This is a genomic window from Caulobacter sp. GW821-FHT10A10, assembly GCF_059415745.1.
This window is the reverse complement of record NZ_JBWKNV010000006.1, coordinates 184,286-204,593: the sequence shown is the minus strand read 5'-3', so window position 1 is coordinate 204,593 and position 20,308 is coordinate 184,286. Positions and strand designations below refer to the sequence as shown.

Here is a 20,308-nt window from a genome sequence, read left to right as displayed (position 1 = left end):
TCTGGTGAACGGTTAGGGCAGGGGGTCGCTGGCGAGGTCGCTGATCCGGTCGCGCAGTGCGCTGACCAGCTCCTCCACCTCCCCGGCGGCGCTGATCGCCGTGACCAGCTCGCCCGCCGCCAACTGCTTCTCGGCCTTGACCATGGCCCGCTCGATCTCGGCGCGGTGGTAGGGCGCGACGCGCAGGAAGTCGGCGTAGTCGTCGAGGTGGAGGCGGACCCGGTAGAAGGTCAGCTTGGCCGCGATGCTCTCGACGGTAGCGGGCTCGACGAGCGAGGCTCGGGCCAGGGCGGTCAACAGGTCGTTCGACATCAAGGTCCTCCAGGGCGGCGACGAGCCACCCATAGGACACGCAATGCCGGCAGTCAACACCTAGTGTCAGTCAACGACCCATGTGGTAGATGATCGGCCCGGTCTTCGGATCGCCCTCCACGGTCCTGATCCACCAGCGGCCCTCATGGTCTTTGGAGCTTTCGTCGGCTTCCAGGTCGATGACCTGGGCGTTCAGGTGCTCGACGATCCGCTTGCGCGAGGTGCGCAGCGTCAGCTCGTCCAGGTCATCGAACCGCAGGGTGATGTCCAGGTCGCCCTTCTGGTCGTAGCGCAGGAAGGTCTCGATCGCGGCCCAGGCCGGCGTCGGACCCTGGAGGCTAGGCTCGGCCCAGCCGCAGCGATCTGGCGCCAGCTTGAAGAGCGTGTTCTCAGGGGCGTCCGGCAGCAGGTCCAGGGCGATGTTGAAGCAGTTGGCCAGCGACTGGGCGAAGACCTTGGCGGTCTCCAGGTCGACGAAGGCGTCGGAGGCCACACGACAGACCACCTGGGACGTTACGCCGTCTAGCGGGATCGTGCGGGTGATCGGCACATAGAAGCGGCCGTCGTCGCGGGCGACGGGTTCTGCGGCGGCGATAGGAACGAGGCTGGCGGGCATCAGGCGGCTTTCATTTCGGTGAGGTCCTGGAGCATGCGGATGAACGCCAGGGCGTCCTTGCGGCGCTTGAAGAAGAGCATGTCGTCGGCCTTGGCGTAGGTGCGCACATCCCAACGGTCGTGCTTGGCTCCGACGTTGTCGTTCAGCCAGCGCTCGGTCCAGGGCGCGATCGCGTGGTACTGCACGTCGAGGGGGTAGGACTGCCCCTCGACCTCGCGCATGACCCTCTTGGACCCGCGCCGCCACATGATCTGCTGGACCGGCGTCATCAGGAAGTAGTTGGCGGTCGAGAACTGCTTGAGCGCGAAGCCCTTGGCCCAGACCACGGCGTTGTAGCCGTCCCGGTTCTCGGGCACGCCCTCGGGGAGGATGACCTCCAAGCCGTCGTAGTTCTGATCCTGGCAGTAGAAGTAGTTGCCCGAGCCCAGGATCAGCCCGCCCTTGTGTTCGACGTAGCGGCTCATGCGGCGGCCAACTTCTCGTCGAGCGCTTTGACCGCCAGCAGCGGATGCGACGGATCGACGTCGAGCCGCGTGACGATCATGACGTCGCGGGCCAGCCGCTTTCGCAGCTCTGCGATCTCCTGGGCTGTCAGGTGGACGGGCTTAGTCGGCGGCATCGGGTTGGGCCATCTCCAGGCGGTAGGTGGAATTGCGGGTGACGATGACGCCGTCGGCGTCGGGGCCGCGCTCGATGGGGCTGGTGCGGATCATGCGCCCGTCGGGGAACCGGCCCTTGGTGTCGCCGTGGATGGCGCCAATCGCCTCGCGGTGCTTTCCCCACGTCACGATCTGGGCGTCCTTGAGGACGCCGTGGATCGCGTGCTTAGGCGTAGTCTCGCTCATAGAGCTGCTCGTTTCCTTCGTCGGGGGTGCAGCGAAGCGGCTCGCCGATCCGGCGATCCCATTCGCTGAATTGCATCTCGCAGCGGCGGCAGTAGTAGAGCCTGCCGCCGGTCACGTGGTTCTTCATCCAGAACTGCGGCTGGCCGGAGAGCGGCATCTGGCAGGCGGTGCGATTGCAGCTGCCGTCCTTCTGACCCTTGTCGGCCATCAGCGGGCCCGAGTACCCAACGCCGGCCTTTCGGCTCTGCTCGGGGGATAGGAGGGGAGCGGGCGCCGTCATCGGCCCACCCAGGACCTGCTCGATAGCGGCGCGCTGGTAGGGGTACAGCCGGGTCATCGGCGGCGGCGACCTGCGGAAGCGGGCCAGATCATCGACGCCCTTGAGGCGGCGCTTCATCTTCACGAGCGGTCCTCCTCGGTAGCATAAAGACGGACGGCCTCAGGCCGGGAGCCGCCCTTGTCGACCGGCAGGAACATGGTCGCGCCGGACATGCAGAAGAGTGCCCGGCCACCGCAGCTCATGTGCGCGTTGAACACGCGCTCGGCAAAGCGGCTGGCGGACACGGGGTCCGAGGCCTCGACGGTGTAGAGCTTGGTCGTGCCGCAGCTGTCGTCGACGATCACGGTGTAGAGGTGACCCATCAGCCCTCCTTCGGGATGAATTCGCCCTTGCGGATGCACGAGGTGCGATAGACCGACGGCAGGCGGCTGTTCTGCGGGCGCCAGCAGCGCTCGTCCTGGCCCGGACGCTTGGTCCAGACGCTCTTATCGGAGACGCGAGTGATCGGACCGTAGTAGGTCCGCAGCCCCACGCGGGCCTCGACATAGCCGACGTGGACGCTGTCGCGGTCGACGACGCAAAGGCGCGGCATCAGCGCGGGCCCGGCTTGCGCTGGCGCGAGGCCCACTCGACCGCGTTGGCGATCCGCAGGTCGATGACGTGCTTGATGTCCTTGTGCAGCTTCTCGGTGTCGTCTTCCTTGTCGATCGAGAAGTAGACGTAGGCGCCGAAGTGGCCGTCGTAGTCGGTGCGGCACACGCCGGGGACCTTGTCCAGCATGGTCGACAGCGCGGGGAGGGCATCGGTGTTGCCGGGGCCGTTGATGCCCTCGTAGCTGATCAGCGCGATCATCTGATCGGCGGTGATCCCGTAGGCATATCGGGTCTCGGTGACTTCGAACATGACGGCCTCCTCGTTCAACGAGTGCCGTTAATAGGCGTCATTCGGCAGGAGTTCAAGTCAGAAAATGGCGACACTCATCCGGCGACGTGTTCGCTTTCAGGGGAGCCGTCGTCGTCCCTGCGGCGGGCCGTCTCCGGGTGCCGCCGCCAGAACTTGGGCTCGCCCTCGAACGCGCGTGCCTCCCACTCCAGCATTCCGGCCAGAGCGCGAGTGAAGTCGGCAAAGCACCAGCGGCCCTGGTAGCTGCCGTAGTCGTAGGTCAGGCCCGTGTGCAGGGTCCAATGGTACATGAGCGGCTTGATGCCGACCCAGATGTCCTGGCCCGGCATATACGCCGTCAGCACGTAGCCCTGCTCCTTCAGCCAGTCGGCGAAGGCTTCGGGCGTTCGGGGTTGATGGGCGTCATCGAACATCCGCCCCGATCTAGTGGGGTTTTGCCGCTTCGGGAAGGCGGCCGAAGAGGTGTTCGGCATAAGCTTCCTCGGTCCGCTTGAGGATGGCTCGCGTCAAGTCGTCGCCGCTGCAAGCGCTCTTGGACAGCGCCCGCTCCAGGGCATTGAACCCCCGCAGCATATGCGGCATGTCGCGATGCCTCAGCATCTTGTTGATGTAGGCTCGCTCGGCGTCGATCAGCGACAGCGAGGCGTCTGGGACACTGGCGTGCTGCTCCAGCAAGTCATCGCCGATCAGCTCGCGGGCGATGGCGACATCGTCCCAGCTATAGCCGGCGCCGGGTTCGACCACGCGATCCCTCTTGCGGGCATTACAGGTCGCGCACATGGGCTGGTAGTTCAGCCAATGGTCAGCGCCGCCCTTCGACCGGGGCATGATGTGGTCCTTGGTCATCATGACCTCGACCAGCGCGCCATCCGATCCCGGCCGGCGGGCGTACAGGTTGAAGTGCCACGCGCCGCACGGCTCCCAGGTTCCGGCGCGCTTGTCGCGGCGGATCGAGCGTTCCTTGGCGAAGTAGGCACCTTCGATCCCGCAGCTGACGCAGGTGCGGCCCTGACCCTTCTTGAAGAGGTGGTAGCGGGCGTCCTCCAGCTCGATCATGTCGCCGTCGAAGTCGGCAGCGCCTTTCAGCGGGCGCTCCAGGACCTCCTCGCAGCTGTAGAGCCCGCGCCGCTCGTAGAAGCGAACGTCTCCGTAGGCCTGGACGCCTTCGACCTCGATCATTCCTCGTTCTCCTTGAGGAGCTTCTCGGCCTCGTCTTCGGTCAGCCACTGGACTTCTTCACGCTCGCAGCTGGGACAGATGTCCTCGGCCCTCTGGCGGAACCCCAGGCTGACGGTCTTGGTGACCAGAAGCGATCCGATCCAGCCACACTGCCCGCATTCGCCGTGGGTGTAGCGCTTCTGCGGCGGCGGGGGAGGGCGCTCGCCAGTCTGAGGGTCCAGGCCCATTTCGCGGAGCAGGGCGTTGACGATGACGGCGGGGTGGCCCTCGTACATGGTCGTGCCGGGCCCGAAGGTCTTGAGGAACGCCACGGCGTTCTGGACGGCGGGCGTCAAGCGTTTCGGACCTTGCCGTGAGCGTCGATCGTGAACTGATCGACCGTCTGCATGCCGGACTCTTCGACGATGGTCCGGCGCACGATCACGATGCCGGCTTCCTCCGCATGGGCGATGGACTTCAGCGCGCTGCCCACCGGCAGGCGGTTGCGAAGGCTGTGGAGAGAGGTGTGCTGGAGGTCGTTCATCAGTAATCGGTGTCGAGATTGAGAATGGTCACGCCCTGGGTGGTCAGCCAGTCGAGCAACTCGTCGTGCTCCTCGAAGCCCTCGGCGTCGATCTCGTGGCCGGAGCTGCTCTCGATCGTCACGCTCCAGAGGGCATCCTTGTCGCGGGTGATGGCGTCGGAGTCTGCGCTCAGGGTGTGGCTGTCCATGTCGAGCCCGAAGCAGTCGGAGAAGCTGGCCCAGATGTCGTCGTCGGGTTCGAGGATGGGCTCGTGAAGGGCGTTCTGTTTCATCTTACCTTATGCGTTTGCGCTGGACCGTCTGGATGGGTCCGGCAGTGACGCGAACCGCCCCGTCAGGGCCGATCGCGAGATTGGTGATGCGGGAGCGCCCCTGGCGGCGGTCCTGGCGAACGACCACGATGGTGTCGCCATAGAGGGCGCTGGTGAGCGTCACGACCTTCCAGTCCTTCGCCGCCCGCAGCGCCGCCAGAGCCTGGGTCTGGGCCTCCGTCGCCTTCACTTCAGGCGCGCCCTCACGACGGCCTGGGCCATGGCGTTCACCACGGCCGGCGCGCCGCCAAAGCCCGAGAGGTCGACGCCGTCAGCGGCCAGCGCGTCAACGCCGCGCTCGACGACCTCGTACACAAGGCGCTCGCCAAGCTTGGCGCCCTTGAGCACTTCGAAGAGGTCATCGGTGGTGGTGTCCGGGCGCGGAGCGTCTACGGGCGGGAGATTGGGCTGCACCGCCAGAGGGTGCGCCAGGACGACCGTGCGGTCCTCGCCGTGGTTTGGATGGACGATCTTGGACTCGAACTCGCCATCGACGGCGATCCGCAGCAGGTAGCCGCTGTCCTTGTCCTTGCCGATCACCTGCCCCCTGATCAGCACGCTGTTGAAGGGCGGGGCCTGGGCTTCGAGCCTGGAGGCGATCGGAGGGCGCGGTTCGATGCCCATGGCCGTGCGGATCAGGTTGGCGCGGTGTTGGAGCGTGCGGACATAGAAGGCGGTCGGCGGTTCGTGGTGCGCCGCGACCATGCGGGCGGCAACCAGATCGAGCAGCTCAGGCAGCGAGGGATCGCCTCCTGTGAGCGATTGGACGATCTCGGCATCAGACATCATACGCGGGCCTCCGTACTCGTGGCGGGAGGCTGGGATAGTGCCGTCTATGCCGGCTGTCAATGCCTAGAGTCGACCGAGTGTCGCTAAAAGGCGTCGCTCAATGCGTCACTCGCCTAATCGTTTAGTTCAGGATTCTGCGGAATGCCAGCGGCTTCCAGTGTCAGGTAGTCGACGGTCAGTCCCAGGCGTAGCGCCGCCGCGATCTCGCCAGCCACGCCTTGCGAATTTTCCCAGCCAGGAAGTTCTAGGACGACGAGCTTGCTGCACACGCGCATGACGTCGTTGCAGTAGACCTCCCAGGCGGCCCAATCGGTTTGAGCAGCGGGAATATGCGCCAGCGCCGGCATCAACGTCATCGGCGAGAGGACACGATCACCGCGCTCAATCAGGAAAGCCGCCGCTAGCCAGAAGGCGTTGACCCGAGCCTCTCGCACGCTGTGAGCCGGGTGAGAGTAGGGGATTGCAAGATAGGTGAACGCCATGTCAGGCCGCCTCGTACTCTTTCAGGATTTCTGCGAGCTTGGGCAGCTCGCCGAGCCAGTCTGGCATGGGGAAGTCCAGGGGCTCGGGCCTTTCCACCGCCTCGGTCAGCGTGCCAGCCCAGTCATCGAACTGATCGCGCAGGGCGCCCACGGTGTCGGCTTTATCGCTCTCATGCCAGTCGACGCTCTGGCGATCCATGTAGGTCGTCGCCTCTTCCTCGGCGTCCTTGGCTGCGCGATACAGCGCCGAGCGCGCCCGCTCCAGGTCGCGGTGCGTGGCGATTGCCTGGGCGTTTGCTTCCTCGGCGGCACGCTTTGCCGAGAGGGCAAGCTGCGCGATCTGGCTCATCCTATCGGCGAGCGTGGTGCGGGTCATGAAGCTCAGCTGGGGAATGGCGTCTCTCCTCTGATCTGGCGCATAGGCGCAAGAAATCACCCGGGCCGAAAACGGCCGGGAGTCACGCAGTCGTGAAAAGTGTGTCGCTGGTTTGGTCCGCCCTAGGAGGGCAGCCCCCCGCCTGCGGCGTGCAGCGCCGAGGGCTCGGGGATCGGTGTTCGTTTGACTGATGGTTCCCGCCAAATGCTTTGGACCCCAGCCGGGTCGGTCGCCAGGAACCCCGCGAAATGACGTTCGAAGGTCCACCCCTCGCGGATGAGATTAATGCGACTCTCAAAGGAGAGGACCCTCACTGGCGGTCAGCCTTCTTCATGATGTCGGCGATCATGGCGCGCAGCCGCAGCTCGGGCGCGTCGGTCTTCAGCGCCTGGGTCGCGCCCATGGGATCGAGCTGGGCCGACAGCTGGATCGCCGCCTCATAGAGCGCCCACTTCGGCACCTCGCCGAAGAGGTCGACGGCTCGGGCTTTGTCCGGGTTGGCCTTGCGCCACGCAGTCAGCGCCTTGCCCAAGGTCTCGCCCGCGTTGTCGGAGTCGTAGCCCAGCTCGGCCACTTCCTCGACCCTTGGCCTCCAGAATTTCAGGCGATCAGGCGAACGAGCCATTGCATCTCCTCAGTACGTGTAGGTGGCGTACCGCTAGTTCGAGCCGCGAGTCAGGACTTCGAGGGCGGGATGCAGCTGGTCGGCGGGGAGGGGCCGGCCCTTGTCGTCGTAGCGCGTCGGATCGGCGGCCGGCGTGTGGAAGCCGAACATGGAGCCAGCCTCCATCGCGGCGCGCTGCTGCTTGGTCACGTCCTGGCGCGCGTTCAGGTAGTCGGCCAGTTCGTCGAAGGTCGGGATCGTCGAGGAGAGCGCGTAGCCCTGGGCGGGCCAGTAGCCGTCCTCGTCGCGCTTGATCAGGATCAGCGAGCCGTCCGATTGGAGGGTGCCGTAGCAGACCTCGGGGAGGGCGGCGATGTTGCGGGAGTGCTGGGTGAGCATGCGGTGGTCTCCTCTATATATGTGTGCGGGTCAGACGCGGGCGCCGAAGGGGTGGCGCTCCCGAAGCGTCGCCCGGAAGATCGCGGTCTCGACCGCATCGAACTCGGGGTGCTTCCAGACGGTCGAGTCACCGTAGGCGCCAGCGCCGATCCGGCAGAGCTTGCCCCGGCATTCGGCGGGCACGAGCTGGTCATGGCTGAACCACCAGCCCTTCGCCCACGGCTCGAAGCTGGTGCCGTCCGACCTCTCCAAGACCACCTTCGCGGGGCTAGGGTAGAAGCCGTGCTCAGCGCGGTGGGCCTCCATGAAGGCCTCCAGCTCAGCAAGAGGGGTCGGCTCAGCTTGGCGGGAGATGCGGTCCCAGATGACGTGGGTGAGCTTGTCCATGGTCACGCCTCCTCTCTTAGCTGTGGGGCCGAAGATGGCCCCGGAAAACAGGAGTCGTCTACAGCCTAGCTGTGCCGGCAGTCAACACCTGATGTCATGCTGTTTTCTTGCACGGAGATGATTCCCGGGGGATACTCTTGGTCGATCGCCTCCGAGCCGTCTCCAGTCGCCACGGTTCGTCTCGGTTCAACCCAGAACGCTCCGAGAACTCATTGGTCCAAATTGGTCCACGGCGAACTTGAAAAGTTAATAAATTCAATGCTTTAGGACGAATAGTCCGGGGATTGAAAATCCGCGTGTCGCTGGTTCGATTCCGGCCCCAGGCACCACCTTCTTTTTCCTAAAAATAGTGGTTCGCAGCGCTTCCTCGGGAGCTGCTACGGCGCGCGTTGTGCGAAGCGTCCTCGCCGTCGCTTAGCTTGATCAGGGGGAGCTTGATCAGGCGGCGTGATCGATCGGTTCTATGCTGGCGATGTCTTCGGGCAGCCTGGCGCGCGCGATCTCCAGATCGTAGCGGTTTTGCAGGTTCAGCCAGAATTGGGCCGTGGCTCCGAACAGCTTTTCGAGTCGCAGGGCCGTGTCGACCGTGACCGGCGTCTGGCCCCTTACCAGCTTCTCGATGCGTGGCCGCGCGATATGCAGCTTGGCGGCCGTCTTGCCGGGCGACCAGCCCAGCGGCCTGATGAATTCTTCCAGCAGGATCTCGCCGGGGTGCACCGGGGAGAGGGGGGCTGCTGAGGTTGCGATCGGGCTCATCGCAAGATCCTCTGATGTGATGCGGGCCGAGAGCGGCCTCGAGCGTGCGTCAATGATAATCCACGAACTCGACGTCGGTCGGGCCGGCGGGCGTCCAGACGAAGACCAGGCGGAACTGGTCGTTGACCCGGATCGAGTGTTGGCCCGCCCGATCGCCGACGAGCGCTTCCAGGCGATTGCCCGGCGGCGCGCGAAGGTCTTCGAGCAGGACGGCCGCGTGCAGCATCTCCAGCTTCCGCTTGGCGGGACGGAGCAGATCGGCGGGAAAGCCCTTTCCGGGGGAGTTCCCGGCAAAGATCGCCGCTGCTCGCTCGTCTCGGAAGCTTTGGATGGCCATGCGCGTCGCCCCTGGCGATGCTTGTATCGCGTTGCGACACGTTTCGCAAGGGCGCGTATCGCTGTGCGACACATGGACGGTCAACTTCGGGGATTTCGCGCTTATGAGTGCGGATGATCAGTTCTGGTCAGATGCATGGCTTTCCCTTAAGTCGCCCCGCCGACGGATTCTTGTCCCGTGAGGACATCTGGCAGCGCCGCCAGGGATTCTGAGGCGCCTCCTTCCGAGGTTGTCTGACCAGCTTCCAGGCAGTGGCCGGGAGATCGCTGTTTTGTCGGCATGCTGCGATGCGGCGCCAATATTCCCTTTGTTAGGGAAAAACCGCCTTGAATTCCTGATTTGCCTTTTGTGCAGTGCAGCAATAACCGGTTTCGAGCGCTGACTGTCGTAAATTTATGCCCTGGACGCCCCCTTGACGGTGCGAAAAGGGGTTGCCAAAGGACCCATGCCGCAATTCTAACATTGCGGTAAGACCAGAGCCTCGAAAGGGGCCGCGGTCACTCGCGCTTCGAAACGATCCTTCTGGGCGGGCATGAGCCTTCCAAGCGGGGCGTAACGGGTCGAGCGCAGCGAAGCGGGTCTGCCCAACATCCGAGAGATCGGGTGGGAAAGCGGGCTTTTCAAGTTAGGGTGGAGACGCTCTCGCGCGACGACCCTCGGTCCAAACGTGCTAGACCAATCAGGAACTGGCGACAGATGCTCGACATTAAACGGAAGACCCCCCTCATCGCTCTCGTCGGCGCCGTGGCGCTGATGGCGAGCGCCCCGGCCTTCGCTCAGGACGCCGCCGCGCCTGCGCCGGCCGCCGCCGAAGCCGCCGCCCCGGCCGCGACCCCGGCCGCAACCCCGGCTCCCGCCGCCGACGCCGCTCCGGCCGAGGAAAACGCCGGTGAAGCCGCGACCGAAAAGATGAAGTCGCACTCGCTGACCCCGGTCGGCATGTTCCTCGCGGCCGGCATCGTCGTTAAGGTCGTGATGATCGGCCTGCTGCTGGCCTCGGTCTTCTCGTGGGTTCTGCTGATCACCAAGCTGCTCGAGTTCGGCAGCCTGAACAAGCAAACCGACCAGTTCCTGGAAGCCTTCCGCGGCGCTCGCTCGATCGCCGACATCGCCCGCATCGGCTCGTCGGAAGAATTCGAAGGCAACCCGCTGGCCGACATGGCCGCCGCGGCCGCCCAAGAAGTCGAACTGTCGCGTCAAGCCGGTCTGCAAGTCGGCGGCGAACACCGCGACTCGACGATCGCTCGCGCCACCTACGCCATCAACGCGGTGCAGGCCTCGCTGGCCAAGCGCCTGTCGGGCGGCATGGTGTTCCTGGCCTCGGTCGGTTCGGGTGGTCCGTTCATCGGTCTGTTCGGCACCGTGTACGGGATCATGACCTCGTTCATCAGCATCGCGAACACCAACACGACCAACCTCGCCGTCGTCGCGCCGGGTATCGCTGAAGCCCTGCTCGCCACCGGTATCGGTCTGTTCGCCGCTATCCCGGCGGTTATCTTCTACAACTACTTCCAGACCCGCATCTCGGCCTACGGCACGCGCTCGGAAGGTTTCGTTGCTGAACTGATGAACGCTATCTCGCGTCAGCTCGACAAGGGGGCGTAAGACCGATGGCCGCCAAACTTTCGGGTGGCGGCGGCGACAGGTTCAACGTCGAACAGAACAGCGAGATCAACGTCACGCCCTTCGTGGACGTCATGCTGGTCCTTCTGATCATCTTCATGGTGGCGGCCCCGCTGGCCTCCGTGTCGATCGAAGTGAACCTGCCGCCGGCGGTGGCGAAAGCGACCCCCAACCCGCCGAAACCGGTCTACATCTCCATCAAGGCGAACGGTCAGCTGTACATCGGCGACGACCGGACCTCGATCGACACGATGGGTGAAGACCTGACGAAGAACATCGGCAGACGCGATCCCTCCAAGGAACGCATCTTCATCCGCGCGGACGAAAAGACTCGCTACGGCTCGTTTATGGAGGTCATGAACACCCTCCAGGACAACGGGTTCTACAGCGTGGCCCTTATCGGCCGGGATGAGAACAGCTGAGGGGTGATGCATGGCTGAACAACAAACGCCCGAGCATCGCCACTACGATCCGCTGACCTCGGAAGGTCCGCGCCGTAAGAAGGGCCTCGGCACCTTCGGCGTGGCCCTGATCATCGTCCTCGGTCTGCACGGCCTCCTCTTCGCGTACCTCGCGAAGCAGAAGTTCGAAGCGGTGCTGAAGGAGTACAGCGACGAAGCTGTGGACGTGGAGCTGCCTCCGCCTCCGCCGCCTCCGCCGCCGCCTCCTCCGCCCCCGCCGCCGCCGCCGACTAACGCTCCGCCGCCGCCTCCCGCGGTGGTGCAGCCGAGGCCGCCGATCGCGCCGCCGCCGGACGTGACGCCGCCGCCGCCGCTCCCGATCCCGCCCGTCAAGGAGCGGGTCGAGCAGACGGCGCCGCCGATCATCTCGTCGGCTCCGCCGGCGCCGGTGACGGCTCCGCCCGCCCGGGCTTCGGTCGTGACGCGTCCCGATTGGGCGCGTAAGCCGAACGCCGACGACATGGCCCGGTACTATCCGGACCGTGCACAGCGGACGGAAACCGGTGGTCGTGCGACGATCCGTTGCACGGTGAACGCCAAGGGTTCGCTCGAGAACTGCTCGGTCGTGTCGGAATCTCCGGCCGACTACGGTTTCGGCGAAGCGGCCCTGAAGCTGTCGCGCCTCTTCCGCATGAAGCCGAAGACCCTCGACGGGGCTCCGGTGGACGGCGGCGAGATCACGGTGCCGATCACCTTCCAGGTCCCGCAATAGCGACGATCTGGGAACGATCCCAAGAAGACGCCCTGGAGCACCCGCTCCGGGGCGTTTTTCTTTGCCCTTTCTCCTGCGGTCGGAGCAGGGCGTTTTCGGGGCGCGATTTTCTCCGTTTCAGGGCTTTTCGCCGCTTGATCCCGACGGCGGGTCCGACTAAGAACACGCCTCTCGCGGAGCCGCCTTAGCTCAGTTGGTTAGAGCGCTAGATTGTGGATCTAGAGGTCCTCGGTTCGAGCCCGAGAGGTGGTACCACGCGAGACGTTGAAAAGGCCCGGCGGCGACGCCGGGCCTTTTTCGTTTCCTGGCCCCCGATCGAGAATTCCTCAGCGTCCGGCGCATCTTGACGCTTGCGCCGAAATCAAACGCTTGTAAGGGTTCCCTACGGGTAAGGGGATTGAAGTCTTGAGTTCGACCACCGAGATCGCCGCCGGCCAAGAGGCCGAGGCCCAGGAAACCGAAGCCGTCACCAAGAACCTGGTGTTCACGGCCGCCGAGCGGCTGTTCGCGCTGCACGGCTTCCAGAACGTGTCGGTGCGCGACATCACCGCCGCGGCGGGCGTGAACCTGGCGTCGGTGAACTATCACTTCGGCTCCAAGGACGCCCTGCTGTTCGAGATCTTCAAGCGGCGCACGGCCGAGCTCAATCGCGAGCGGGCCAAGATGCTGCACGAGGCCAACGACCGTAACGCCGGGACGCCGCCGGTGCGCGAGATCCTGGCGGCCCTGCTGACCCCGCCGCTGCGCTGGCTGGCCCCCGATCACGAGCGCCGCATCTCGCTGCAGTTCCTGATCCGGGCGCGCAGCGAGGGCACCGACGAGATCCGCCAGGTGCTGAAGACCGACGTCTCGCACCTGCGCCGCTTCTCGGACGCCCTGCTGAAGGCGCGGCCGGAGCTGTCGGCCGAGGAGGTCTACTGGCGGCTGCACTTCACCTTAGGGATGCTGCATAACAACCGGTTCGCCGAGTTCGACCGCCTGAACGTGCTGTCGGAAGGCCAGACCAGCGAGGCCGACGTGGTGTCGTTGCTGGACCGCATGCTGGGCTTCGCCGAGGCGGGGTTCGCGGCTTAGGTTTAAATCCCTCTCTCATGGAGAGAGGGAGGGTTGATCGAAGGCGCACCACGCCGGCTTCCGATCACCTGCACGAATCACCGGTATGTGAGGAACGTTCGCCGGGGCCGAGGGTTAAGGTGGCCCCATGGCTCGGCTCGGCATCACTCATGAGACCCGATACGCTTACGAGCGCCCGGTGGCGTTCGGGCCGCACCGGCTGCTGATCCGCCCGCGCGACAGCCACGCCATCCGTATCGTCGAGGCTTCGCTGGCGACCTCGCTGCCCGGCCAGACGCGGTGGAGCTACGACGCCAACGGCAACTGCGTCTGCACCTTCCAGCCGGAAGGCAAGGCCGACTTCCTGACCATCACCAGCCGGCTAGTCATCGACCGCTTTCCGGCCCCCCTGACCGACCAGGCCGTGGCCGACCCGCACACCGTCTCGCCGATCGTCTATGGCCGCGAGGACAGGGCGGTGCTGGACCCCTTCATCCGCCCAGCCACCGAGGACGCCGACCGGGTGATGCTGCGCTGGCTGCGCGAGCAGATGGAGCGGCCCGACGAGCCGGCGCTGGAGTTCCTGCTGCGGCTCAACGCCACCATCAACGACCAGTTCGAGTACCAGGCCCGCGCCGCCGAAGGCACCCAGAGCCCGGCGCTGACCGTGGCGCGCGGGGCGGGCACCTGCCGCGACTTCGCCTGGCTGATGGTCGAGGCGTTGCGGCGGCTGGGCTACGCGGCGGTGTTCGCCACCGGCTATCTCTACAGCCCCTCGCACGGCGGCATGAGAGGGGCGGGGGCGACCCACGCCTGGTGCGAGGTGTTCCTGCCGGACCTGGGCTGGACCGAGTTCGACCCCACCAACGGCCTGGCCGAATCCGAGGACCTGATCCGCGTGGCGGCCACCCGCACCCCGGCCGAGGCGCTGCCGGTGTCGGGCACGGTGATCGGCGATCCGGGGCTTTCGGAGCTCAGCGTGGTCGTCGACGTGCAGCAACTGGACGCGCTGTGCGAGGCGGCATGACGAAGATCAACGACAAGCGCCGGCAAGGCGCGCAGGATGAGATTTGAGGCGGGAGGCGAGGCCATGATGACGAAGCCGTTCCAACACCAGAACCCGATGACCAACTACTGCATCCCCAAGTCCGAGCCCAAGGCCCAGCACGGCCAGAAGCCGGCCAAGGAATGCGTGGATTTGAAGGACGAGAAGCGCTCGTTCGAGCCGCGTCCGGGGCATTGAGGGAAGCGACCTTAGGCGCTTAGGGCGCATCCCTCAAAGCATGCCTCCCTCGCCCTTGTGGCGAGGGGCCATGGCGGCGGCTGCTCAGGCGACGGCCATGCTCGAAAGGTCTGAGCAGGCTGAACGATGGATCCTCGCCACGAGGGCGAGGAAGGCGGATTTCTTTCCTTGGCGTATCGGGGGCGCTTCCGTCAGCGCTCACCCCCGCCGCAGGATGAACTCCAGGTCCTGCACCTGGCCGACCGGGAAGAAGTACTCGCCGACCTTGGTGAAGCCCATGCGGCCGTAGAGGCGCTGGGCGCCGAAGTTCTCGGACCAGACGCCAATCCACAGAGGGCGCGGGCCGTCCTTTTCCAGCCAGTCCAGGACGGTGTTCAGCAGGCGCGAGCCATTGCCGCCGCCCTGGTGGTCCTTCAGCACGTAGATTCGCTTCAGCTCGCCGTGGCCGGCCTGGACGTCCGGATGGGGCAGGTCGCAGGGGCCAGCCAGGGCGTAGCCGATCGCCGTTCCGTCCTTTTCAAGGATCCAACTGGCCTTGTCGGGATCGGCGAGATCCCGCTGCGTGCGCTCGAGGCCGTAGGCGTAGGCCAGGAAGGTCTCCAGGTCCTGCGGCGGATAGAGGTGCGCGAAGGTCTCGGTGAAGGTGCGCGCCCCCAGGGCGGACAGGGTTTGTGCGTCTTCGGCGACGGCGCGGCGCAGGGTCGTGCTCATGAGCAGGTGATGCCTCGAAAAAGGCTGGGCGGACAAGCGCCCTCGCGCGTTTTCGAAAAGCGATTGGTCTTATGGCGACCGGCCGACAAACCGCCTAGGTAGGGGCCGCGCCAGGGGTCGGTTTTGGGCCAGCCGGACCGCGTGCTTGCCAAGCGCGCACGGGCGTGTCATGACAACGTTGTCATAGGGTGGACGAAACGTGACCAAGAAAAAGACCGAAGACGGCGAAACGGGCCGCGAGGTTTTGGTGCTGCTGGGCGGCGCCGGCGACCTGGCCCTGCGGATGCTCCTGCCATCGCTGTATTTCCTGGAAGTCGACCGGCTGCTGCCGCATGACCTGCGCATCTTTGGCGTGGCGCGCGGCGACCTCACCGGCGCTGGCTACCGCGAGCTGGTGCGCGAGCACCTGGGCAAGCGCGCCAATGTGGAAGAGGCCGCCTGGGAGCGCCTGGCCGCCCGCCTCGACTATCTTCCGGTCGACATCACCAAGGAGGAGGGGGCCAAGGCCCTGGCCGACAAGATCGGCCCGCACGACTCGCTGGTGATCTTCTTCGCCGTTTCGCCCAGCCTCTATCCGTCCGCCTGCCAGGCGCTGCAGAGCGCGGGCCTGACCGGCCCGACGACGCGTCTGATCCTGGAAAAGCCGATCGGCCGCGACCTCGAAAGCTCCAAGATCACCAACGCCGCCGTCGGCGCCGTGGTCGACGAGAGCCAGATCTTCCGCATCGACCACTATCTGGGCAAGGAGACGGTCCAGAACCTGACGGCCCTGCGGTTCGCCAACGTGCTATTCGAGCCGCTGTGGGACAACAAGTCGATCGACCACGTCCAGATCACGATCGCCGAGACCGAGAAGGTCGGCGATCGCTGGCCCTATTACGACGAGTACGGCGCCCTGCGCGACATGCTGCAGAACCACCTGCTGCAGCTGCTGTGCCTGGTGGCCATGGAGGCCCCGTCGGGCTTCGACCCCGACGCCGTCCGCGACGAGAAGGTCAAGGTGCTGCGGTCCCTGCGGCCCTTCACCAAGGACAACGTCGCGCACGACACCGTCCGCGGCCAGTACGTGGCCGGGGTGGTCGAGGGCACGGCCCGGGCCGGCTATCTCGAAGAGGTGGGCAAGGGCTCCAAGACCGAGACCTTCGTGGCCATGAAGGTCGGCATCGACAACTGGCGCTGGGCGGGCGTTCCGTTCTTCCTGCGCACCGGCAAGAACCTGCCCGACCGCCGCACCCAGATCGTCGTGCAGTTCAAGCCCGTGCCGCACAACATCTTCGGCGCCGTGACCCAGGGCGAGATGCAGGCCAACCGCCTGGTCATCGACCTGCAGCCGGAAGAAGACATCTCGCTGAGCGTGATGACCAAGCGTCCGGGCCTGTCGGAAGAGGGCATGCGCCTGCAGTCGCTGCCGCTGTCGCTGAACATGGCCGCCCCGGGCAGCCGCCGTCGGATCGCCTACGAGAAGCTGCTGCTGGACGCCTTCCGCGGCGACCGCACCCTGTTCGTGCGCCGCGACGAGGTCGAGGCCGCGTGGCGGTTCGTGGACGGCGTGGCCAAGGCCTGGGCCGAAGCCAATATCGAGCCGGCGCCCTACGCCGCCGGCACCTGGGGTCCGGCCAGCGCCGCGTCGCTGATCGCGCCGCAGGGCCGCGCCTGGAAGTCGTGATGGGTACGCGCAACATGCCCAAGATCGAAGTCTTCCCGACCCGCGAGGCCCTGTACGACGCCGCGGCCTCGACGCTCGCCAACGCCCTGACCACCACGGTGGCGACCCACGGCAAGGCCGGGTTCGCCGCCACCGGCGGCTCCACGCCCGAGCCGGTCTATCAGCGCCTGGCCACCCTGACCCTGCCCTGGGACAAGGTGACCGTGACCCTGACCGACGAGCGCTTCGTGCCGCCTTCGGACCCGAGCAGCAACGAGGGCCTCGTGCGCCGCTCGCTGTTGCAGGGCGAGGCGGCCAAGGCCGGCTTCGCGCCGCTCTACGCCGACCCGGCCTCGCCGGAAGCGGCGGCCGACGCGGCTGAGGCCGGCGTGGCCGAGGCCCTGCCGTTCGGCGTGACCCTGCTGGGCGTGGGGGGCGACGGCCACTTCGCCTCGCTGTTCCCGGGCAACCCGGTTCTTGAAGCGGGGCTGGACCTCGACGCCGAGCGCCTGGTGCTGGCCGTGCCGAAAGGCGAGCCGGCCCCTGACCTTCCGCGGATCAGCTTGACCTTCAAGGCGTTGATTCAGACGTCGCTGATCGTCCTGCTGGTGACCGGCCAGGCCAAGCGCGACCTGCTGGAAGGTTCGGTCGATCCGAGCCTGCCGGTAGCCAAGATTCTCGATCAGGACCGCGTGCCGGTCCGCATCCTCTGGGCGGAGTAGTCAGATGGCCCTCAATCCCGTCATCGCCGAAATCACCCAGCGGATCGTCGAGCGCAGCCGCCCGACCCGCGAGGCCTATCTGGCCCAGATGGAGGCCGCCGCCCTGGCCCAGCCGGGCCGCGCCAAGCTTTCGTGCGCCAACTGGGCCCACGCCTTCGCCGCCTCGCCGGCGGCCGACAAGGTGCGGGCGCTGGATCCGAACGCGCCGAACCTGGGCATCGTCTCGGCCTATAACGACATGCTGTCGGCCCATCAGCCGCTGGAAGAATATCCGGCGCTGATCAAGGAGGCCGCCCGCGAGGTCGGCGCCACGGCCCAGTTCGCCGGCGGCGTGCCGGCCATGTGCGACGGCGTCACCCAAGGCCGTCCGGGCATGGAGTTGTCGCTGTTCTCGCGCGACGTCATCGCCATGGCCACGGCCGTCGCCCTGACCCACGACGCGTTCGACGCGGCCATGTACCTGGGCGTCTGCGACAAGATCGTGCCGGGCTTGGTGATCGGCGCCCTGGCCTTCAGCCACCTGCCGGCGGTGTTCGTGCCGGCCGGCCCGATGACCTCGGGCCTGCCGAACTCGGAAAAGGCCCGCATCCGCGCCCTCTACGCCGAGGGCAAGGTCGGCCGCGACGAACTGCTGGCCGCCGAGAGCGCCAGCTATCACGGCCCGGGCACCTGCACCTTCTACGGCACGGCCAACACCAACCAGATGCTGATGGAGCTGATGGGCCTGCACCTGCCGGGCTCGGCCTTCGTGCATCCCAACACCCCGCTGCGCAGCGCGCTGGTCAAGGAATCGGCCCGCCGCGTCGCCGCCGTCACCCACAAGGGCAACGACTGGATCCCGGTCGGCAGGGTGATCGACGAGAAGGCCGTGGTCAACGGCGTCGTCGGCCTGATGGCCACCGGCGGCTCGACCAACCTGGCCCTGCACATCGTGGCCATGGCCCGGGCGGCCGGGATCATCCTGACCCTGGAAGACCTGGACGACATCTCCAAGGCCGTGCCGCTGCTGGCCAAGGTCTATCCGAACGGCTCGGCCGACGTGAACCATTTCCAGGCCGCCGGCGGCATGGCCTTCGTGGTGCGCGAACTGCTGAAGGCCGGCATGGCCCACGAGGACGTGCTGACCATCGCCGGTCCGGGCCTGTCGAACTACCACCAGGAGCCCTACCTGGACGGCGACGAGCTGAAGTGGCGCGAAGGCCCGGAGACCTCGCTGGACGAGGCCATCCTGCGCCCGGTCGACAACCCCTTCAGCAAGGAAGGCGGCCTCAAGCTGTTGGCCGGCAACCTGGGTCGCGGCGTGATCAAGATCTCGGCCGTGAAGCCTGAGCACCACGTGATCACCGCGCCCGCCGCGGTGTTCCAGGAGCAGGAAGACTTCATCGCCGCCTTCAAGCGCGGCGAGCTGGAGCGCGACGTCGTCGTCGTGGTGCGCTTCCAGGGGCCGTCGGCCAACGGCATGCCCGAGCTGCACAACCTGTCGCCGTCGATCTCGGTGCTGCTGGACCGCGGCTTCAAGGTGGCCCTGGTCACCGACGGCCGCATGTCGGGCGCTTCGGGCAAGACGCCGGCCGCCATCCACGTGACGCCGGAAGCCGCCAAGGGCGGTCCGCTGGCCTACGTCCAGGACGGCGACGTGATCACCATGAACGCCGACACCGGCGAGCTTTTCATCCATGTGGACGAGGCTGAACTCCTCGCCCGCACGCCTGCACCAGTCCCGGCGTCCAAGCCGGGCTTCGGGCGCGAACTTTTCAGCTGGATGCGACACGGGGTCGGCGCCGCCGACGCCGGCGCGTCCGTGCTGTTTGCTTAAAGGGAACGGGAAACCCATGAACGGCGCCAACGCACACGGGCTGGGTCTGGTCGGCGACATCGGCGGCACCAACGCGCGCTTCGCCCTGGTCGATTTCGACGGTCCGGATCCGCGGCTGATCGAGCCCACCGCCTACAAGGGCGAGGACTACGACACGGCCGAGGACGCCATCGAGGACTATCTGGCCAAGGTGGGGGTCAAGCACCCCGACCAGGCCGTGGTCGCGGTGGCGGGCCCGATCGAGCATGGCGCCGTTCATTTCACCAACATCGACTGGCACCTGTCGGAAGACAGCCTGCGTCGCACGGGCGGCTTCCGTAACGCCCGCCTGATCAACGACTTCACGGCCCAGGCCCTGGCCGCACCGCGCCTGTCGCCGAAAGACCTGCGCCAGATCGGCCCGCTGCCGACCTCGGGCGAGGGGGATCTGGCGATCATCGGCCCGGGCACCGGCTTCGGCGCCGCCGGCATGGTGCGCCGCCACGGCTGCGACACCCCGCTGACCACCGAGGGCGGCCACATCTCGTTCGCCCCGGTCGACGACATCGAGATCGAGATCCTGCGCGGCCTGCAGGCCAAGTACGGCCGCGTGTCGGTCGAGCGGATCCTGGCCGGCCAGGGCATGGAGGACCTGCACGTCCTGCTGGCCCAGATCGAGGGCCGCCCCGTCGAGGAGCTGGCCGCCAAGGCGATCACCGAAGGCGCCGTGGCCGGTCGCGAGTGCTGCAAGACCACGGTCGAGCGGTTCTGCGCCATCCTCGGCTCGACGGCGGGAGATCTCGCCCTGGCGCTGGGCGCGCGGGGCGGGGTGTTCATCGCCGGCGGCATCGCGCCCCGGATCGTCGACCTGCTGGAAGCCAGCGCCTTCCGCGAACGCTTCGAGGCCAAGGGCCGTCTGTCGGACTACGTGAAGGCCATCCCGACCCACGTGATCCTGCATCCGCACACCGCGCTGATCGGCGCGGCGGTGGCGATGACGCCGGACGGCCAGGCTTCGATTTCTTAGGGTTTCTTCTCTCCGAGCACCCCCGCGCAGGCGGGGGGCCAAGCTGGCTTTCAAGGTTAGGCGAGGCCGCGGATCGACCCGCGGACTCGGCTTGGATCCCCGCCTTCGCGGGGAACTTTCGGGTTAGGGGCGGTCTCTTGGCGAGCGCCCCTAACCACCGTTTTCAGCAGCCCCGTCCAAAAAGGGGTCGCCTTGACAAGGTTGTCATGGCCTGTTG

Annotated in this window: 34 protein-coding genes and 1 tRNA gene; 11 read left to right on the top strand and 24 right to left on the bottom strand. The window is 66.5% G+C overall.

The genetic code is table 11. The features are described from left to right. Nucleotides 1-12: 12 nt before the first annotated feature. From AC07NS_RS17445 to AC07NS_RS17335, 23 genes are all read right to left on the bottom strand, one after another. Nucleotides 13-312 carry a hypothetical protein gene (locus AC07NS_RS17445; RefSeq protein ID WP_494605228.1) on the bottom strand — a complete coding sequence of 100 codons (300 nt, stop codon included), beginning with the start codon at nt 310-312 and terminating at the stop codon, nt 13-15. A gap of 70 nt (nt 313-382) precedes the next feature. Further along, the gene (locus AC07NS_RS17440) at nt 383-928 is read right to left on the bottom strand and encodes a hypothetical protein (RefSeq protein ID WP_494605226.1); all 546 of its coding nucleotides are present in this window, start codon (nt 926-928) and stop codon (nt 383-385) included. Then, nucleotides 928-1,392 (bottom strand): hypothetical protein, encoded by a 465-nt coding sequence (locus tag AC07NS_RS17435; protein WP_494605224.1) that lies wholly within the window; start codon nt 1,390-1,392, stop codon nt 928-930. The genes AC07NS_RS17440 and AC07NS_RS17435 overlap by 1 nt, the downstream gene beginning before the upstream one ends. Beyond that, nucleotides 1,389-1,547, bottom strand: coding sequence for a hypothetical protein (locus AC07NS_RS17430; protein ID WP_494605222.1), 159 nt, complete (start codon nt 1,545-1,547; stop codon nt 1,389-1,391). The genes AC07NS_RS17435 and AC07NS_RS17430 overlap by 4 nt, the downstream gene beginning before the upstream one ends. Next, nucleotides 1,534-1,773, bottom strand: coding sequence for a hypothetical protein (locus AC07NS_RS17425; protein ID WP_494605220.1), 240 nt, complete (start codon nt 1,771-1,773; stop codon nt 1,534-1,536). The genes AC07NS_RS17430 and AC07NS_RS17425 overlap by 14 nt, the downstream gene beginning before the upstream one ends. Further along, complete coding sequence (locus tag AC07NS_RS17420) at nt 1,754-2,176, bottom strand: hypothetical protein (protein ID WP_494605218.1); 423 nt, start codon at nt 2,174-2,176, stop codon at nt 1,754-1,756. Before AC07NS_RS17420 ends, AC07NS_RS17425 begins: the two co-directional genes overlap by 20 nt. Beyond that, the gene (locus AC07NS_RS17415; RefSeq protein ID WP_494605216.1) at nt 2,173-2,415 is read right to left on the bottom strand and encodes a hypothetical protein; all 243 of its coding nucleotides are present in this window, start codon (nt 2,413-2,415) and stop codon (nt 2,173-2,175) included. Before AC07NS_RS17415 ends, AC07NS_RS17420 begins: the two co-directional genes overlap by 4 nt. After that, nucleotides 2,415-2,645, bottom strand: coding sequence for a hypothetical protein (locus tag AC07NS_RS17410; protein WP_494605214.1), 231 nt, complete (start codon nt 2,643-2,645; stop codon nt 2,415-2,417). The genes AC07NS_RS17415 and AC07NS_RS17410 overlap by 1 nt, the downstream gene beginning before the upstream one ends. Then, the gene (locus tag AC07NS_RS17405) at nt 2,645-2,956 is read right to left on the bottom strand and encodes a hypothetical protein (protein ID WP_494605212.1); all 312 of its coding nucleotides are present in this window, start codon (nt 2,954-2,956) and stop codon (nt 2,645-2,647) included. Before AC07NS_RS17405 ends, AC07NS_RS17410 begins: the two co-directional genes overlap by 1 nt. Before the next feature lie 74 nt (nt 2,957-3,030). Then, entirely contained in the window at nt 3,031-3,369 is a 339-nt protein-coding gene (locus tag AC07NS_RS17400) for a hypothetical protein (protein ID WP_494605210.1), read from the bottom strand. 10 nt (nt 3,370-3,379) lie between these two features. Then, nucleotides 3,380-4,135 carry an HNH endonuclease gene (locus AC07NS_RS17395; protein ID WP_494605208.1) on the bottom strand — a complete coding sequence of 252 codons (756 nt, stop codon included), beginning with the start codon at nt 4,133-4,135 and terminating at the stop codon, nt 3,380-3,382. After that, nucleotides 4,132-4,470: a hypothetical protein gene (locus tag AC07NS_RS17390; protein WP_494605206.1), complete on the bottom strand. Its 339-nt coding sequence runs from the start codon at nt 4,468-4,470 to the stop codon at nt 4,132-4,134. Before AC07NS_RS17390 ends, AC07NS_RS17395 begins: the two co-directional genes overlap by 4 nt. After that, the gene (locus AC07NS_RS17385) at nt 4,467-4,658 is read right to left on the bottom strand and encodes a hypothetical protein (protein ID WP_494605204.1); all 192 of its coding nucleotides are present in this window, start codon (nt 4,656-4,658) and stop codon (nt 4,467-4,469) included. Before AC07NS_RS17385 ends, AC07NS_RS17390 begins: the two co-directional genes overlap by 4 nt. Beyond that, nucleotides 4,658-4,930 carry a hypothetical protein gene (locus AC07NS_RS17380; protein ID WP_494605202.1) on the bottom strand — a complete coding sequence of 91 codons (273 nt, stop codon included), beginning with the start codon at nt 4,928-4,930 and terminating at the stop codon, nt 4,658-4,660. The genes AC07NS_RS17385 and AC07NS_RS17380 overlap by 1 nt, the downstream gene beginning before the upstream one ends. Before the next feature lies 1 nt (nt 4,931). Further along, a complete protein-coding gene (locus AC07NS_RS17375; RefSeq protein WP_494605200.1) occupies nt 4,932-5,159 on the bottom strand; it encodes a hypothetical protein in 228 nt (75 codons plus the stop codon). Continuing rightward, complete coding sequence (locus AC07NS_RS17370) at nt 5,156-5,758, bottom strand: hypothetical protein (protein ID WP_494605198.1); 603 nt, start codon at nt 5,756-5,758, stop codon at nt 5,156-5,158. Before AC07NS_RS17370 ends, AC07NS_RS17375 begins: the two co-directional genes overlap by 4 nt. Nucleotides 5,759-5,871: 113 nt before the next feature. Further along, nucleotides 5,872-6,240 carry a DUF1937 family protein gene (locus tag AC07NS_RS17365; protein WP_494605196.1) on the bottom strand — a complete coding sequence of 123 codons (369 nt, stop codon included), beginning with the start codon at nt 6,238-6,240 and terminating at the stop codon, nt 5,872-5,874. Nucleotide 6,241: 1 nt separating this feature from the next. Beyond that, on the bottom strand, nt 6,242-6,616 hold the full coding sequence (locus AC07NS_RS17360; protein ID WP_494605194.1) for a hypothetical protein: 375 nt from the start codon (nt 6,614-6,616) through the stop codon (nt 6,242-6,244). Nucleotides 6,617-6,926: 310 nt separating this feature from the next. Continuing rightward, nucleotides 6,927-7,241, bottom strand: coding sequence for a hypothetical protein (locus AC07NS_RS17355; RefSeq protein ID WP_494605192.1), 315 nt, complete (start codon nt 7,239-7,241; stop codon nt 6,927-6,929). Nucleotides 7,242-7,274: 33 nt separating this feature from the next. Further along, nucleotides 7,275-7,619, bottom strand: coding sequence for a hypothetical protein (locus AC07NS_RS17350; RefSeq protein ID WP_494605190.1), 345 nt, complete (start codon nt 7,617-7,619; stop codon nt 7,275-7,277). Nucleotides 7,620-7,649: 30 nt separating this feature from the next. Next, complete coding sequence (locus AC07NS_RS17345; RefSeq protein ID WP_494605189.1) at nt 7,650-8,006, bottom strand: hypothetical protein; 357 nt, start codon at nt 8,004-8,006, stop codon at nt 7,650-7,652. Between the two features lie 438 nt (nt 8,007-8,444). After that, on the bottom strand, nt 8,445-8,762 hold the full coding sequence (locus AC07NS_RS17340; RefSeq protein WP_487290948.1) for a HigA family addiction module antitoxin: 318 nt from the start codon (nt 8,760-8,762) through the stop codon (nt 8,445-8,447). A 49-nt stretch (nt 8,763-8,811) separates the two neighbouring features. Next, entirely contained in the window at nt 8,812-9,099 is a 288-nt protein-coding gene (locus tag AC07NS_RS17335) for a type II toxin-antitoxin system RelE/ParE family toxin (protein WP_494605187.1), read from the bottom strand. A gap of 696 nt (nt 9,100-9,795) precedes the next feature. Between AC07NS_RS17335 and AC07NS_RS17330 the strand changes: the two genes are divergently transcribed. From AC07NS_RS17330 to AC07NS_RS17300, 7 genes are all read left to right on the top strand, one after another. Beyond that, nucleotides 9,796-10,704, top strand: a complete 909-nt coding sequence (locus tag AC07NS_RS17330) for a MotA/TolQ/ExbB proton channel family protein (RefSeq protein WP_110133138.1) — start codon at nt 9,796-9,798, stop codon at nt 10,702-10,704. 5 nt (nt 10,705-10,709) lie between these two features. Further along, complete coding sequence (locus AC07NS_RS17325) at nt 10,710-11,144, top strand: biopolymer transporter ExbD (RefSeq protein WP_494605185.1); 435 nt, start codon at nt 10,710-10,712, stop codon at nt 11,142-11,144. Between the two features lie 10 nt (nt 11,145-11,154). Next, nucleotides 11,155-11,895, top strand: coding sequence for an energy transducer TonB (locus AC07NS_RS17320; RefSeq protein WP_494605183.1), 741 nt, complete (start codon nt 11,155-11,157; stop codon nt 11,893-11,895). A 178-nt stretch (nt 11,896-12,073) separates the two neighbouring features. After that, nucleotides 12,074-12,150, top strand: a tRNA-His gene (locus AC07NS_RS17315). 150 nt (nt 12,151-12,300) lie between these two features. Next, nucleotides 12,301-12,969: a TetR/AcrR family transcriptional regulator gene (locus AC07NS_RS17310; protein WP_110119360.1), complete on the top strand. Its 669-nt coding sequence runs from the start codon at nt 12,301-12,303 to the stop codon at nt 12,967-12,969. 127 nt (nt 12,970-13,096) lie between these two features. Further along, on the top strand, nt 13,097-13,975 hold the full coding sequence (locus AC07NS_RS17305; RefSeq protein ID WP_494605181.1) for a transglutaminase family protein: 879 nt from the start codon (nt 13,097-13,099) through the stop codon (nt 13,973-13,975). A 63-nt stretch (nt 13,976-14,038) separates the two neighbouring features. After that, nucleotides 14,039-14,191: a hypothetical protein gene (locus AC07NS_RS17300; RefSeq protein ID WP_158286210.1), complete on the top strand. Its 153-nt coding sequence runs from the start codon at nt 14,039-14,041 to the stop codon at nt 14,189-14,191. A 198-nt stretch (nt 14,192-14,389) separates the two neighbouring features. On the opposite strand, the gene AC07NS_RS17295 is transcribed toward AC07NS_RS17300, so the two are convergent. Further along, complete coding sequence (locus AC07NS_RS17295) at nt 14,390-14,902, bottom strand: GNAT family N-acetyltransferase (RefSeq protein ID WP_494605179.1); 513 nt, start codon at nt 14,900-14,902, stop codon at nt 14,390-14,392. Between the two features lie 199 nt (nt 14,903-15,101). Between AC07NS_RS17295 and zwf the strand changes: the two genes are divergently transcribed. Genes zwf through glk form a run of 4 tightly spaced genes read left to right on the top strand, consistent with a single transcriptional unit; the run spans nt 15,102 to nt 20,091 of the window. Next, nucleotides 15,102-16,568 (top strand): glucose-6-phosphate dehydrogenase, encoded by a 1,467-nt coding sequence (gene zwf / locus AC07NS_RS17290; RefSeq protein ID WP_487290955.1) that lies wholly within the window; start codon nt 15,102-15,104, stop codon nt 16,566-16,568. Next, nucleotides 16,568-17,269 carry a 6-phosphogluconolactonase gene (pgl, locus tag AC07NS_RS17285; protein WP_494605177.1) on the top strand — a complete coding sequence of 234 codons (702 nt, stop codon included), beginning with the start codon at nt 16,568-16,570 and terminating at the stop codon, nt 17,267-17,269. Before zwf ends, pgl begins: the two co-directional genes overlap by 1 nt. A gap of 4 nt (nt 17,270-17,273) precedes the next feature. Beyond that, entirely contained in the window at nt 17,274-19,085 is a 1,812-nt protein-coding gene (gene edd / locus AC07NS_RS17280; RefSeq protein WP_494605175.1) for a phosphogluconate dehydratase, read from the top strand. Between the two features lie 16 nt (nt 19,086-19,101). Next, nucleotides 19,102-20,091 (top strand): glucokinase, encoded by a 990-nt coding sequence (glk, locus tag AC07NS_RS17275; RefSeq protein WP_494605173.1) that lies wholly within the window; start codon nt 19,102-19,104, stop codon nt 20,089-20,091. Nucleotides 20,092-20,308: the final 217 nt, after the last annotated feature.